The sequence below is a fragment of the Acinetobacter sp. FB genome (assembly GCF_056033405.1).
Genome location: NZ_CM148502.1, coordinates 3,272,482 through 3,287,493, shown reverse-complemented (window position 1 = coordinate 3,287,493; position 15,012 = coordinate 3,272,482). Strand labels below are relative to the sequence as shown.

Annotated in this window: 16 protein-coding genes; 9 read left to right on the top strand and 7 right to left on the bottom strand. The window is 38.4% G+C overall.

What is annotated here, in order from left to right; translation table 11 throughout:
* Window positions 1–28 precede the first annotated feature (28 nt).
* From atpD to AC0JIQ_RS15620, 5 genes are all read left to right on the top strand, one after another.
* Window positions 29–1,423: a F0F1 ATP synthase subunit beta gene (atpD, locus tag AC0JIQ_RS15640; RefSeq protein WP_004665200.1), complete on the top strand. Its 1,395-nt coding sequence runs from the start codon at window positions 29–31 to the stop codon at window positions 1,421–1,423.
* Between the two features lie 17 nt (window positions 1,424–1,440).
* Entirely contained in the window at window positions 1,441–1,860 is a 420-nt protein-coding gene (locus tag AC0JIQ_RS15635) for a F0F1 ATP synthase subunit epsilon (protein WP_004665198.1), read from the top strand.
* Window positions 1,861–1,994: 134 nt separating this feature from the next.
* Window positions 1,995–2,474, top strand: coding sequence for a DUF2846 domain-containing protein (locus AC0JIQ_RS15630; RefSeq protein ID WP_474202167.1), 480 nt, complete (start codon window positions 1,995–1,997; stop codon window positions 2,472–2,474).
* A gap of 53 nt (window positions 2,475–2,527) precedes the next feature.
* The gene (locus AC0JIQ_RS15625) at window positions 2,528–3,109 is read left to right on the top strand and encodes a hypothetical protein (RefSeq protein ID WP_474202166.1); all 582 of its coding nucleotides are present in this window, start codon (window positions 2,528–2,530) and stop codon (window positions 3,107–3,109) included.
* 41 nt (window positions 3,110–3,150) lie between these two features.
* Window positions 3,151–5,295, top strand: coding sequence for a hypothetical protein (locus tag AC0JIQ_RS15620; protein WP_474202165.1), 2,145 nt, complete (start codon window positions 3,151–3,153; stop codon window positions 5,293–5,295).
* A gap of 31 nt (window positions 5,296–5,326) precedes the next feature.
* On the opposite strand, the gene AC0JIQ_RS15615 is transcribed toward AC0JIQ_RS15620, so the two are convergent.
* The 4 genes from AC0JIQ_RS15615 to AC0JIQ_RS15600 all read right to left on the bottom strand — a co-directional run bounded on the left by AC0JIQ_RS15615 (window position 5,327) and on the right by AC0JIQ_RS15600 (window position 8,783).
* On the bottom strand, window positions 5,327–5,938 hold the full coding sequence (locus tag AC0JIQ_RS15615; protein ID WP_474202164.1) for a hypothetical protein: 612 nt from the start codon (window positions 5,936–5,938) through the stop codon (window positions 5,327–5,329).
* 173 nt (window positions 5,939–6,111) lie between these two features.
* A complete protein-coding gene (locus tag AC0JIQ_RS15610; protein WP_005218837.1) occupies window positions 6,112–6,657 on the bottom strand; it encodes a glutathione peroxidase in 546 nt (181 codons plus the stop codon).
* A 118-nt stretch (window positions 6,658–6,775) separates the two neighbouring features.
* Window positions 6,776–7,549 carry an AraC family transcriptional regulator gene (locus AC0JIQ_RS15605; RefSeq protein ID WP_474202163.1) on the bottom strand — a complete coding sequence of 258 codons (774 nt, stop codon included), beginning with the start codon at window positions 7,547–7,549 and terminating at the stop codon, window positions 6,776–6,778.
* Window positions 7,550–7,562: 13 nt separating this feature from the next.
* Window positions 7,563–8,783 carry an MFS transporter gene (locus tag AC0JIQ_RS15600; protein ID WP_474202162.1) on the bottom strand — a complete coding sequence of 407 codons (1,221 nt, stop codon included), beginning with the start codon at window positions 8,781–8,783 and terminating at the stop codon, window positions 7,563–7,565.
* A 129-nt stretch (window positions 8,784–8,912) separates the two neighbouring features.
* Here AC0JIQ_RS15600 and AC0JIQ_RS15595 point away from each other — a divergent pair, with 129 nt between their 5' ends.
* Window positions 8,913–9,584 carry a TetR/AcrR family transcriptional regulator gene (locus tag AC0JIQ_RS15595; protein WP_474202161.1) on the top strand — a complete coding sequence of 224 codons (672 nt, stop codon included), beginning with the start codon at window positions 8,913–8,915 and terminating at the stop codon, window positions 9,582–9,584.
* 97 nt (window positions 9,585–9,681) lie between these two features.
* Window positions 9,682–10,602: a DMT family transporter gene (locus tag AC0JIQ_RS15590; RefSeq protein ID WP_474202160.1), complete on the top strand. Its 921-nt coding sequence runs from the start codon at window positions 9,682–9,684 to the stop codon at window positions 10,600–10,602.
* A gap of 392 nt (window positions 10,603–10,994) precedes the next feature.
* Here AC0JIQ_RS15590 and tsaC read toward each other — a convergent pair whose 3' ends face one another.
* The 3 genes from tsaC to AC0JIQ_RS15575 are packed head-to-tail and all read right to left on the bottom strand — an operon-like array spanning window position 10,995 to window position 13,893.
* A complete protein-coding gene (gene tsaC / locus AC0JIQ_RS15585) occupies window positions 10,995–11,564 on the bottom strand; it encodes an L-threonylcarbamoyladenylate synthase type 1 TsaC (RefSeq protein ID WP_474202159.1) in 570 nt (189 codons plus the stop codon).
* A gap of 33 nt (window positions 11,565–11,597) precedes the next feature.
* On the bottom strand, window positions 11,598–12,728 hold the full coding sequence (dprA, locus tag AC0JIQ_RS15580) for a DNA-processing protein DprA (RefSeq protein ID WP_474202158.1): 1,131 nt from the start codon (window positions 12,726–12,728) through the stop codon (window positions 11,598–11,600).
* A 13-nt stretch (window positions 12,729–12,741) separates the two neighbouring features.
* Entirely contained in the window at window positions 12,742–13,893 is a 1,152-nt protein-coding gene (locus AC0JIQ_RS15575) for a LysM peptidoglycan-binding domain-containing protein (RefSeq protein ID WP_474202157.1), read from the bottom strand.
* A gap of 120 nt (window positions 13,894–14,013) precedes the next feature.
* Here AC0JIQ_RS15575 and def point away from each other — a divergent pair, with 120 nt between their 5' ends.
* A complete protein-coding gene (gene def, locus AC0JIQ_RS15570; protein ID WP_004665178.1) occupies window positions 14,014–14,544 on the top strand; it encodes a peptide deformylase in 531 nt (176 codons plus the stop codon).
* Between the two features lie 50 nt (window positions 14,545–14,594).
* Window positions 14,595–15,005 carry a DUF2946 domain-containing protein gene (locus AC0JIQ_RS15565; RefSeq protein ID WP_474203282.1) on the top strand — a complete coding sequence of 137 codons (411 nt, stop codon included), beginning with the start codon at window positions 14,595–14,597 and terminating at the stop codon, window positions 15,003–15,005.
* The last annotated feature ends 7 nt before the right edge of the window (window positions 15,006–15,012 follow it).

Genomic DNA, 15,012 nt, shown 5'->3' with positions numbered 1-15,012 from the left:
TTATTAAGTTTGAATTGAGGAGACAGCAATGAGTAGCGGTCGTATCATTCAGATCATCGGCGCGGTTATCGACGTCGAGTTTGAGCGCAATAGCGTTCCTAAGATCTATGACGCTCTCCAAGTTGACGGTACTGAAACTACATTAGAAGTTCAGCAACAGCTTGGCGATGGTGTTGTTCGTACCATCGCAATGGGTTCTACAGAAGGTCTTAAACGTGGTCTTAATGTAACCAGTACAAATGCACCGATTTCTGTTCCAGTTGGCCCAGCTACGCTTGGTCGTATCATGGACGTTTTAGGTCGCCCTATTGATGAAGCAGGTCCTGTAGCGACTGAAGCGCGTTTGCCAATTCACCGTCAAGCGCCTTCTTATGCTGAACAAGCAGCTTCTACTGATCTTTTAGAAACAGGTATTAAAGTCATCGACTTACTTTGCCCGTTTGCAAAAGGTGGTAAAGTTGGTTTATTCGGTGGTGCGGGTGTTGGTAAAACCGTTAACATGATGGAGTTAATCAACAACATCGCGAAAGCACACTCAGGTTTATCTGTGTTTGCTGGTGTTGGTGAGCGTACTCGTGAAGGTAACGACTTCTATCACGAAATGAAAGATTCTAACGTTCTTGACAAAGTAGCAATGGTCTACGGTCAGATGAACGAGCCACCAGGTAACCGTTTACGCGTAGCGTTAACTGGTTTGACTATGGCTGAATACTTCCGTGATGAAAAAGACGAAAATGGTAAAGGTCGTGACGTATTATTATTCGTCGACAACATCTACCGTTATACACTTGCAGGTACTGAAGTATCAGCATTGTTAGGTCGTATGCCATCTGCGGTAGGTTACCAACCGACACTTGCAGAAGAAATGGGTGTTCTTCAAGAGCGTATTACGTCTACTAAGTCTGGTTCGATCACATCGATCCAAGCTGTATACGTACCTGCGGATGACTTGACTGACCCATCACCTGCAACAACGTTTGCTCACTTAGATGCAACAGTAGTATTGAGCCGTGACATCGCATCTTCTGGTATTTACCCAGCGATCGATCCACTTGACTCAACTTCACGTCAGTTAGACCCATTGGTTGTTGGTACTGAGCATTATGAAATTGCACGTTCTGTACAGAACGTATTGCAGCGTTATAAAGAGCTTAAAGACATCATCGCAATCTTGGGTATGGATGAGTTAGCAGAAGAAGATAAATTGGTTGTTTACCGTGCGCGTAAAATCCAACGTTTCTTCTCTCAACCATTCCACGTAGCTGAAGTGTTTACTGGTGCTCCTGGTAAATTAGTACCACTTAAAGAAACGATTCGTGGCTTTAAAGGTCTATTAGCTGGTGAATACGATCACATCCCAGAACAAGCGTTCTATATGGTTGGTGGTATTGACGAAGTGATTGCTAAAGCTGAGAAACTCTAATTTAAGGAGATCATCTCATGGCGACTATGCAATGTGATGTCGTAAGTGTTAAAGAGTCTATTTACTCTGGACAAGTTACGATGTTAATCGCAAAAGGTGCGGGTGGTGAGCTAGGTATTTTACCAGGGCATGCGCCACTTGTAACTTTACTCCAACCGGGACCGATTCGGGTTCAGTTGGAAAATGGTACAGAAGAAATCGTGTATGTATCAGGCGGTGTGTTAGAAGTTCAACCTCATGTTGTTACGGTGCTTGCAGATACTGCAATCCGTGCTGACAACTTAGATGAAGCTGCAATTATGGAAGCTCGTAAACAAGCTGAACAATTGTTAGCAAATCAAAAGAGTGATTTGGACTCGGCTGCTGCTCTTGCTGCGCTTGCAGAAACTGCGGCTCAGCTTGAAACCATCCGTAAAATCAAGAATCGTGCAATGTAATTGCAGATTTAAGATTGAGAAAGCCACCGAAAGGTGGCTTTTTTAATGCAAAAAATCTTGATTTACTCTTTAACTAATTAAATTTTTTATATAAATTACATTCCGCATTATATAAACATATGAGAAACATCATAATGAAAATTTTACTTCCAATGATTCTTACTTTTGCATTTGTAGGCTGTGCTTCAGTTCCACAAGCAAATCCACAATTGTCTCAACAAGCAAAAAAATTAGAAGCACCTTCAGCAGGAAATGCTGCAATTTATGTTTATCGTTCCAATAGTCCTTTTGGAGCTGCGTTAAAGAAAGATGTATGGATTGATGGTGAGTGTTTAGGTGAAACTGCGCGTGGGACGTTTTTCTTTAAGGAAGTAGTAGGTGATAAGGAACACACAGTTTCTACTGAATCTGAGTTTTCTCCGAATCATTTAGTACTTAAAACACAAGCGGGTAAGAAATATTTTGTTCAGCAGTCGATTAAGCTTGGAGCTTTTGTTGGTGGGGCAAACGTAGCACAAGTTGATGATGAGACAGGTAAAAAAGCAATTAGTGAATATCAGCTTGCACAGTCTGGTAAGTGTAGTAAACAAACTATTAGCTTAGACTCAAAGTAATCATAGAGCCGCTGAAAGGTGGTTTTTTTATTGATAAACTTGAGAAAACAATAATGAAATACGAAAATTATTATTATATTGACGGTCATGTTGAAATTGAGGGGAACTTAGGTACTGCGCGATTATTAAAACCTTATCGGATGTTACCATATTGGAATGAGAGAGAGCTGTCTATTGTATATATACATGATAATGGATTAGTTGATGAAGGATGTCCTTGTTTTAATATTGCAGTATCTATTGAGCAATTGAAGAAACTTTTTAAGAAATCAAAGAATCAGGTTGTAATAAAGCAAACAGGTGAATATTTGGGAGAGGTTCAATTAGTTCATGGCTATTCGGCAGTTAGTACAGGAGAGAGTTATTATCGTTCTATCGATATGTATAAGATAAGAGTTAAACGTAAAAATACAGAAGAAACGTGGTTTTTTATTGAGGGCACAACAAGATTAGTAGAAGAAAAAGATACTCGTGATAAAGGCCGTCAACTCAAAAAAAAGCAAATTCAAGAGTTTGGTCACTTAAAGTTTTTTATTTGGTTCTATGTGCGAGATACTCGAAATAAGGATATATTTAAGGACAAAGATTGTCGAAAGATTTATGAGGATTGGGTTACTAGTTTAAATCCAGAATAGAAACTCATCAATCTGATAGAAGAAATAGGTTTGGGAAGCGTATGTTAGCAAGTAATGTCTTAAAGTTGCGTTTAGATCGCATTGAGCAACAAGGGCATCATTTATCAGTTAGAGATCAACTGAAGCTTGTTACATTAGCTCAGCCAGAATTAACAGCAGGCTTTTATTCCCACCTGCTTCAGCTGACTCTGCCTAAAATATGGCATTTTCAGCATCATACAACGGATGAGATAGTATGTTCATTACGCTTGATCGAGCTAATTATTCGTACTTTTATTCCTAAATATAAGCAACATGCTCATCGTTTTGCATGGTTTGAACAGTGTCTAGCATTTCGTTTGCAGTATGCAGATCAATCTTTTAATCAAGAAGATTTACATGATATAGCGATTCATTTAGAAAAATGTAAAGAAAGCCCTCAAAAACTTAATATTTTAAAACAATTACATGAGCAATATCATCAAGTTGATATTCAACTTGTGCTGGCAAAGTCTTATCAAGCTTTAGAAGATTGGTCTTCTGCAATTGAGATCTATCAGAAAGTATTCAAACAACAAGCGGTGCAATTGGAAGAAGTCCGCTATGATTTTATTTATTGTTTATTAAATCGAAATCATTCATCTAGCCAACTGAAAAATAGTGATGCCATTGAAGCATTACAATACTTAGGGGGCGTAGATCAGATACAGCAACAAAGTAAACATGAGCATTTTACCCAATGGGCTGTTTCATTGATGTTGCCTGAGTCTATGCAATCTGATTTGATGCACGCAACCCCATTTTTTGATTTGCAGAAACGTTTAAAGCAAGCTGGGAATTCTCTCAATGATTGGTTAATCACTGATGATTTTATTCTTCCTTATTCTAAAAATATTATTGAAGATGCACCTAAGCTTCTAAGTAATCAAGAAATTATCGTTAATCTTGATCGTCATAAATCTGCCAATACCGTTTTAAAGACAATTCTAACAAATCGGGATTTAAAAATTGTTAGTGGTATCGATACTGCAAATTATACGCTTGGTTTTATTTGGAATTATCTACAGATTAATCCATTGATTCTAGATGCTTTAGTTGCTGCATCAGAGAACGATGTAGATACATTTTATAATTTAAAACAAATTCCCGCTCCTGATTATGATCACGATGCAGCTTTAAAGCATTTGTCTTCCTATTTAGCAAAACAACAAGTGGCTTATAATTTAAGTCAACAAGGCCATACGATTGAATTTGCTGAACATTCACATTTATCTGGTTTCGATTTGATTGTTGATGGAACACCAATGCAGGTGAAGTGTAGTTTAGATGTTGGTGCGATTGAACAATTTGCGCAGCAATATCCACATATCGCCATTATTGTGAATATTGAATTAGCACATTTGCAGGAGAAGTATTCTTCAATTTTTGCAGACTTAGCACTCAGTTTTGAAGCGGTACAACGGACAGCACAAGTAAGCTTGAATTATCCAGTCGGCGAGGATGGCTATTTACCTATTCCTCTCATGAACACTGGGTTTGCGGTATATCGTAATTTTAATTCCATACAAGGGAAACAAATCCGTCCTTACTCACAGCCTCAGTCAATAATGAAAAATAGTTTAGCAATCGGTGCTGCAATTGGTGGTGTTGTAACGGGCTCAATTGGTGCTTTTGTAGTGGGAAGTCTGGCGTTATATCGGACTTGGCGAGTACAAAAAATTGAAAGACGTAAACCTTTACAACAAAAACAACAATTATTGATGCAACGAAATCAACTTATGGATTTATTGATTGATTTTGCTGAGTGGTTTAATCAGTATTTATTAAAATATCGTGTTGATATATATGCGTATCAACTGCGCCAAATTGAAATGAAATTGATGGGACGGATGTCTGAAGCAGTGATTTCTACGGCGTTGTTTGCTTATAAATTTGAAGCGCATCAACGTGCATACCAATTACATATTTGGATGCAAAAACAGTTAGCAGATGAAAATCCCAAGCGCAGAGTACAAGCAGGTTGGGTTGCTTTAGCGCAATCCAATCAGTTTATGTCAGTCGAATTAAAACAACGGGTCAGTTTGATAAATGCTGAGCTCGAAAAATATAAACAGATGACTCAGTATGGTATGCAACGTGAGCAGTTGCCGCAAGAGGATCAGAATGATGTAATTCAGAACCGCGCGATCCAAAATATGCTGATATAACTCACCCTTCATTTAAAAAACAGATTTGGGGTTAGGCCGTTGTATTGTTTGATACAGCACTGTTATTGAGTACTAGGCTAGCAAGTTTTACCATATCCATTTGAATCGTATTGAATTGTTTTTCAATTTTAGCAAAGTCGATTTTACTAAGATCTGTTTGACCATGTAACAGTGGCATCGTCAATAACTGTTGATTTGCGGAAAGTAGGCTCTGACGGATTTGATTAACTTCATGACTTTTTAAATTAAGAGACAATAAAGTATCATGCAGGCCATGCAGTTCTTGTTTTAAATCGCCCGCAGCATGTTGTAATTGACGGGTGTTTTTATCTTGAATTGCTTGCTCAAGGTTATTCTGTGATTGCTTTAATAAAGTCACATAATCATCTGTTTCGAGCTGTAATTTTGCGATATCTCGAGCAATATTCAGCATATTGCCATTACTTAAATTTTCCTCTTCTGAAATTGTAGTCTTACTCATCATCTCTTTTTCTCCATCTCGCGCTGATGGTTGCTCGAATTCACTATTTTTTTCTAAATAGCTATTTTCTGGTGGAGTCTGATCGCAAGCTGTAAGTAAAAACGATGCTGCCAAAAGTGTTATGGATGAGAGAGTGGCGTTGATAGATAAATTTTCCATCATGGCAAAAGGATACTAGATTCTGAGAAGCGAGCACTATAATGATAAAAAATGAAGAAAAAAGTGATTGTTGCAATTCACCAACATTTTTGCGAGATGAAATCTATAGAAATTGGATTTAATATTTAAAATAGAAAAGAATAGATAAGCTATTCTTTTCTATAAACTTATAAAATTTATTTTGCTAATTCAGCTTCAATTGCAGTCACGATGCGCTCATCATCTGCGGTGATATCTGGTGCAAAACGCGCCACGATTTCCCCATTTTTATTGACTAAGAATTTCTCAAAATTCCATAATACTTCAGGTGGATTGTTTGGTGTTAAGCCATAATCAACGAGGTCTTTCCACCAAGGCCCTTCACCAAGACGTTCTGGGATTGCTTGTGTGAGTGTTTGATATAAAGGATGTTTGTCTTCACCTGCAACAGAGATTTTTGCAAATAAAGGGAAGTGGACGTCATAGTTGAGTGAACAGAATTGTTCGATTTCATCATTTGTCCCTGGTTCTTGCTCTAAGAAGTTATTTGCAGGGAAGCCTAAAATTTCTAAGCCCTGATCTTTCTTCGCTTGATAAAGTTTTTCTAGGCCTTCGTACTGTGGTGTTAAGCCACATTTTGAGGCTACGTTAACAATCAGTAGAACTTTACCTTGATATTGATCAAGATCAACGTCTTGACCTTTAATATCTTTAACTGGAATGTGATAAACCGACTGGCTCATGGAATACGTCCTAATTTGTTGTTGTGAAAAGACTTGTTTGTTTTAACTGCTAATTTCGTAGAGTGCAATCCTCTTGATATGAATCCATACAAATTATGAGCAAAAACACATCTTGGATTTATATCGAGGCATTTTTGAGTTGAATAGGGGTCTGTCCTGTATAGCGTTTGAAGAATTCAATAAAACTAGAGCTATGGTTATAACCTAAAGTATATGCCAATTGTTTAATGGTCATTCCTTGACGAATTTGATTGATTGCAAAAATAATTTTGGCTCGATTGCGCCATTCTGATAGAGAGAGTTGCAATTCTTGTTGGCTCAGCCGTAACACATGGCGCTCACTGACCGTAAAGTTATACAACACTTGTTGTAGGCTCATATTGAATTGTTCAGGATCCGCAAGTTTTTCTAAGATCGGTGCTAAGATTGGGTGGTTGCTTTGAGGTAAATAGTGAGAATGTGCTGGCGCTTGCTTCAATTGGTCAAATAAAACTTGCAGTAGATGCTCGAGATATTCAGGAGAACTCTTACGCTTTTGTTGTTCTAAAATTTGAATAACCAACGCACGGAAAAAAGGTTCAATACTAAAACAACGACAAACGTCTCCTAGAAATCTTCCAAATTTGGGATGTAATCGAATGCAGATATAATGAATTTCATGTTCAACAGGTAGCGATTGATGCTCAGTGTGTGGCGGTAACCATAATCCATAGCTAGGCGGAGATAAATAATATTTACCTTCAATATCGAACTCTAAAGTACCATTTAAACTAAAATTAAAATCACCCCAAAGAGAAGAGTGTGGACTGACAACATCATCTTTCTGATAAAGAAATTCATGTACTTCGATACCATTTAAAAAAGAGAATTTTTCAGTCTCATCATACTTCATTCGGGGTTCTCATTTAATTTTCACAAGTGACTTTAGGATTGTTCAAACCTTTTGCTAAGGTGAAAATACTGATTAATGCTAAGACAACAAAGCTGATCACACCATAAATTAAGATATTTTCATTGAAGTGATCAACTACATATCCCCCTAATAATGACCCAATAGCAATCATAACTTGGAACATGCACACAAATAGCGGCATACCTTTCTCGACCGCATTCGGTGCGTGAACAAACATCCAAATATTTGCTGAAGTTGGAAATGCGCCAAAAGCAAAGCCCCATAGGGCGGTTAATACAATCGCACCAAATTCGTGAATTGCAAAGAGGGGGAAACCAAAGAATACGATTGCGAAACAGATGCCGACAAAGGCGAGTGTGTAACGAACATTTAAGTTACCACTGTAGCCTGCAAAAGCATTCCCGAAAATACCTGCAATGCCATATAGTAGTAGTAACGAACTGATGGTTGTGCCATCAAATCCTGCGATATTTTTGAAAAAAGGTGCTAGATAACTATAAGCACAAAAATGGGCAAGACCAATTAAAAGTACGATCAACATGCCACTACGTGCTTTCGGAATTCTGAGTAAAGCCGGTAGATCACGTAAATGAATGGCAGCGTCGGGAATTAACTTTGGCAAGAAGATGATTTGTAATAACAGCACGATCAAGCCAATTGCTGCGGTAATGCCAAATGCGCTACGCCAGCCATAAAACTCACTGAGCCAAGTGCCGATAGGAACACCTAATACCGTTGCAAATGTTACACCTGCCATGACCACCGCCGTTGCTTTGGCAATAGGAAGTTTTGCAGGCGCAAGCTTGCCACTTAGGGCAATTGCTGTTGCCCAAAATCCACCAATCGCAATTCCGAGTACCAAACGACTCAATAAGAGTAGATTAAAACTATCCGCAAATGCAGTAATCGTATTTGCAATGACCATAATTGCGGTGAGAAAGATTAAAACATAGCGTCGATCAAGTTGTTTAACAAAAATAGGCAGCAGAGGTGCAGCAAATGCGGCCATGACACCGGGTAAAGTAATGATTAAGCCAGCCGTACCAACAGAAATATGCAAGTCAGTTGCAACACTATTGAGTACCCCCACAGGTAAGAACTCACTAGTGACGAGAGCAAATGCACCAATTGCAACAGCTAAAATGGCATACCAACTGCCTTGAGCTTCTGTTGATGTACTGGGATATATTTTGGGAGAGTTAGGGTTTTGCATAAGAAATTCCCTTTATTGTTATAAGGATAACAATAAAATTTTGAATAGCATTTAGTTTTTTATAACGATCGTTATTAAATAAAATAGTTGATAAAAATCGATGCGTCAATTAATTTAATAGTGATCGTTATGAAAATATCTGCGGCATTTATGAAAAATACCCATGAGTCCATCGCCATACCATGCGATGACAATACAAAAAAAAAGCGTGGTCGTCCTAAATGTTTTAATGAGCAACAAGCTTTAGAAAAGGCAATGTTACTGTTTTGGGAACATGGTTATGAAGCAACTTCAATCAGTGATTTAACACATGCTTTACAACTGACCGCACCGAGTTTATACAGTAGTTTTGGTGATAAAACGGGGCTTTTTTATCAGTGTATTGATTATTATCTGGCGCATGAGGCATGTCCGATTGAAGCAATATTTTTAGAAGCAAAAACAGCTAAAGTCGCATTTGAGCTCTTTCTTTATGAAAATGTCCAGCGTTTAGCACAACCCAATAAACCAGCAGGTTGTATGTTAGTGGTTGCAACGATGAACTGTTCAGATAATGCTCAGGTGGTGCAGCATAATATTCTTGAAAAAAGGTTGAAGACTAAGCAAAAAATGTTGGAACGTTTACAGCAAGGCGTTGAAAATGGAGACATTAATAGAACTGCGCCACTTCAAGAAATAGCAGATTTCTATACAACGGTATTACAAGGGCTGACCATTCAAGCACGTGATGGTGCTACTGTTGAACAACTGCATAAAGTAGTAGAACATGCGATGCGTAGCTGGGAGTTGTTTGAGTTCTGATGTCCTAACCGCGATATAAATGTCTGAAATACGATATTTTAATTATTTTAGACATCTTTCAGAATATTCCTAATCTAGAAATATTGTGAGATAGCTGATGACTCAGTTAAGTAGATACCAAAAATGGGCATTTGTACTGCCATTGATAGCAGTCTTAATTTGGTCGTTAAATATCGCAGTGACTCGTTATGTTGCGGACTATATTTCACCCGTCAGTATTAGTTTTTATCGTTGGTTTGTTGCCTTTCTCATTTTGACACCATTTATGTTGCCTAAAGTATGGAAACAGCGAGCTTTGATTCGCCCATATATTCCTAAATTAGCAGTTCTTAGCGCTTTTGGAATGGTGTTGTATCAAGGACTTTCTTATACAGCAGCACATTATACCACTGCAACAAATATGGGTATTGTAAATGCCTTTGTTCCAGTTTTTACCATTTTTATCTCTTATATTATTTTAAAAGATAAGCCAAATCGATTTGCGATTTTTGGCAGTTTCTTATCATTTTTCGGCCTACTTTATGTAATGAGCCAAGGGCATTTCTCTCGCTTATTTGACCAAGGAGGGCATTGGGGAGATGCTGTTATGGTCTTGGCTGTAGGTTTTTATGCATTTTATGGCGTCTTTCTAAAAAAATGGCAAGTACAATTGCCATTGATGACCAGTCTCTATATCCAAATCGCTTTTGCGTTGCTATACCATCTTCCATTTATACTTTGGTTAGGCTTAGATGCAATTAATGTAGATAATGCAGCAAGTGTATTGTATGCAGGCATTTTCCCATCGTTGATTGCACCTTTATTATGGATGATTGCTGTACAAACCATTGGTCCAAACCGTACTAGTATTTTTATGAATTTGATGCCTGTATTTACTGCAATTATTGCAAGTGTATGGCTATCTGAGCATTGGACGATCTACCATACCTTAGGCGGTGTGACGATTTTTGTCGGTATCATTTTAGCGCAAAAGAAAACGGCAAAAGCACCTGTAGAATTGATTGAAAGCTCCACTTAAATATGAAATGATGGTATAAAATTGTTTGAAATAGCGACAAACACATCAAAATTTTTATTTAATGAAAATTCTTTCTATATGATTTTCAAATATATTTTAGATATTTATCAAGTTTGTGATCAAAAAAAATTTCAATAAAAATAGAAATATAATTTTATTGAAATTTTAAAACTGACAAAAATGGTACGCTTTTCACATTTTTTGTTAGATAAATAATATATTTGTATAAATCAAATGATTGATCCATAATAGCTTTCAGAGTAGCTAGATTCATTTTTAACGATGAATATACTCAACCAATTTGCAGACCCTCTGGATGTGATTATACACATCCTTTTTATGCTCAGTTATCCCTATATAACTGAGCTTTTTTTTATTCACTATTTACATAATTAAGCGCGAATTACTTCACCTGTTAAAGCGTTGAGAATTCGACTAGGTTCTTGGCTAAGTCCTAAATCACCCTCTAAATAATTCAGGGATGGACCAAAATAGCCTTGAGCTTGTTCTAAATTTTGTGCTGGGTTTAGTCCCGCGGGATTGGCACTGGTCGATACAATAAAGCCGCCAAAAGCATTACAGAGTTCGACGCACAAAGGATGGGTGGTTACACGTACAGCAACCAATGGATGTTGACCTTTAATCCAAATTGGAATGTGCTTATCAGCGGGGAGTAACCATGTGGTCGCTCGTTCAGTTACTACACGATCCGTCCAACTATCAATCACTTGCTTACGTATCTTTGGAGCTAAGCTTTGTAGTAAATGCTCAACTTGCCCTAAGTGACCTGCTAATAAAATGACTCCTTTTTCAATTGGACGATGTTTTAGCTTAAGAATGTTTTGAAAAGCTTGTTGATTGAATGGATCGCAGCCTAAGCCCCAAACAGCTTCTGTTGGATAAGCAAGAACTTGTCCTTGCTTCAAAAGCTGTGCTGCTTCCGAAATTGATGAGGTAATCATGGGATTATGTTTAGCGACAAAGATAGGCTTATTTTAATGAATTGGGCGACAACGTAAATAGCGACCGCCCTGTTGTATACAGAAACCGAGTAATTCTAATTCCATCAATTGAGCTGTGAGTTCTGCGATCGGAATTGGATGATGTTGAGCAAGTTCATCCAAGTCTTGTCCAATCCAGTCGAGACTTTGATAAAGAGCAATCAAATGTGTTGGTAAGCTTGGTGTGATGGCTAGAGGTTCTTCTGGAATTTGTTGTTGTACTTGCCATTGAGTAGGTAAGGCTAGATCTTCAATAATTTGTTCTGGATGATCAACTAAAGTTGCACCTTCACGAATTAATTGATGACAGCCTTGATGATACTCACTGTAAATATGTCCGGGAATGGCAAATACCATTTTCCCTTGATTGGCTGCTTCATTTGCTGTGATCAGTGAACCACTTTTCAAAGCGGCTTCTACAACCAAAACACCAAGACTTAAACCACTAACGATACGATTACGGCGTGGAAAATGCTGCTGTAAAGGTAGGGTAGTCGGAAGAAACTCAGTTACAAGAGCGCCTGTTTCAATAATTTCTTGGGCTAGTTTGCTATTTTGCGATGGATAAACTGTGTCTAAACCTGTTCCAGTCACCGCGATTGTCCGATGATGGGCTAAACCGCCACGATGAGCCGCTTCATCAATTCCGTGGGCTAAACCGCTGCTAATATAAAAACCTTTTTCACTTAAATAATACGCAAAATCATAAGCAACTTGTCGTCCATGAGGGCTCGGCTTTCGACTTCCAACCATAGCAATCTGGGGCTGTAATAATGTTTGTGGCTGACCTTGACCAAATAAAATAGGAGGATGATCAGAATAAGGTAAAAGTTGAGTAGGGTAGTCGATATCTTCAGGGGTTAAAATAAAATCAGTGTGCTTACAAATTAATTGAACCATATGGTCAAATTGCTGTTTCCCATTTGGGGTTTGGAATTCTTCTAGACGTTTTAAATGATTTTTGTGTAAACCGAGCTGTTGCCATTCAGAAAGTCGATGTGTTTGGACTGCTTCCGCACAACTACCGAAATAGTTTCGAATTTTTTGAAAACTAGAAAGCGAGTGTTGAACCAGATACCACACCAACACAGTATGATAATGATGGGGTAGTAACTGATTCAACATTTCTAATTAGCGTTTAGTTATCAAGACGAGGCGGCTTGATATTTGAACCAATTTTAATTGGCAACTCACTCTCTAAAACATAGCCGTAGCTGATGCGATCAAAACTTTTGAAAATCATAATACTACCAACATATTGACCTGGTAATTTTATACTTTCTTTGGTCTTTGGATCACGAACAGTTTCGCCATCTTGGTACGTACTAAAAACTTGTCCGATTTCAATGCCATCTGCTGTACCACGGTCAACAGTGACTACACCATTTTTCGCAGCTGTACCTATCGACCCCATGACACGGATGACTTTACCGCCATCTTTCACCTGATTTGGTTCAGTTGGGTAGAATAACGTAGGTAACATGGCCTCTTGTTCAAGCATGATACGATCACCACGACGTACTTCACCATTATAACTATCAGTTAATTCAAAGGTTGTAATGTCTTTTTCATTGGTAATCGCAACACCAGAAGCGACTTGCGTGAGCTCAACACCTAGATTCTGTTTCTTCCCTTTTTCATCAAGCACGATATATGGTTCACCTTCACGGTATACGCCATAACGTTGACCATTTTCGATACCTTGACCACGCACATAAATGCTCTGACCTTTGCCTGCAAGTACACGATTATCTGCTGTACCCAAGACATAAGGTGTGTTGCTAATCGCACTCGCTGGAAGTACCGAAGTTCGTTCTAACCATTGTTGAATATCAGCTAATGGAATAACAGGGACGCTATTATTTAGAGCTTCAATACGAACTTTTGGACGTAAAGTAGAAGTATTGCCAGAGTAACGACGAATAATACCGTCACAACCATCACCTTCATCTTTACCAATCAGTGGTTTACCGTTCAAACTACAAAGTAGCAAGCGATCACCAGGATAAATCCAATGTGGATTCTTGACATGTTTATTGCTTGCCCAAATTTCAGGCCAGCGCCAAGGCTTGCTTAAAAATTTGCCTGAAATATCCCAAAGCGTATCCCCTTTTTTCACCACATAGACATGTGGTGCACCCGCTTTTACGGATGGTGGGTTTGCGTTAGGGCTTGCTGCATGAGTAAGGTTTATGCTCATGCCTAATCCTGCACAAATTGCAGCAGCAATCAGTTGTTTTTTTAACCCCAAGGCATGAAATGATGGTATGCCGTTTAAAACCTTTTTCATTATCATAATTCCTAAAAATTATGTGTGTAGTTGCGTTATAATAACGACTTTACACACAATTTTTTGATCAAGCATTCCCTTCAGTTGGTTTTCTGATCAATGGCATAAATGAGGAACGGTATGGCCTTATTACCTATTTTAAGTTTTCCTGATCCCCGTCTTCGTACCATTGCTAAGCCAGTCGAAGAAGTCACTGATGATATTCGTCAGCTTGCAGCAGATATGTTTGAAACCATGTACGAGGCACCGGGTATAGGTTTAGCGGCAACTCAGGTTGATCATCATATTCAGCTTATTGTTATGGACATCTCTGAAGAGAAAAACCAACCGATGGTGTTCATTAACCCCAAAGTCACTCCACTGACCGTAGAGACACAGCCGTACGAAGAAGGCTGTCTCTCTGTGCCTCAAATATACGATAAAGTTGAGCGTCCGTCACGCGTAAAAATCGAGGCAATTAACCTTGAAGGTCAAGCATTTGAAATAGAAGCTGACGAACTTCTCGCAGTTTGTATCCAACATGAAATGGATCACTTAAATGGAAAACTGTTTGTAGACTATTTATCGCCATTGAAACGTCAACGCGCACGTGAAAAAGTTGAAAAAGTTGTACGTCAACGCGATAAAGAAAAAGTTGCGGTTAAACGTTAACAAATATTTTTCGGTTATTAAAAGTGCCCTTATTGTTTCGTAGTGGTTTAATGCTTGCATTCACCGCAGTCTGTTTACAGATTGCGGTGTTTTTGCAGCCGCTGCTCCCGATGCAATATCAGATTGCACCCGTCTGTGAAACGATTACCCAAGCGTCATTGTTGCCTAAATTAAAAGCTGAACAGCAGTCTGTATCGCTCAATATGTATCATCATTCACATCAGCTTGAACAACATCAAAGCTTGATGTCGAAACATGACCATCACGATCCAAATCATCAGTGTCAATACTGTACGGTGCATGCCAATTTGGTACTACCACCTGAATTCGGTGTGAAAGAGGTTTTAGTCCGAATCCAAATCCGTTTGGTCGCGTATCAACAGGCATTTAAGCATGTTTATTTTGCACTGCAACGGCTATTCTTATTACCTCAAGGGCGAGCACCGCCACTCTTTGCATAAATTAAAA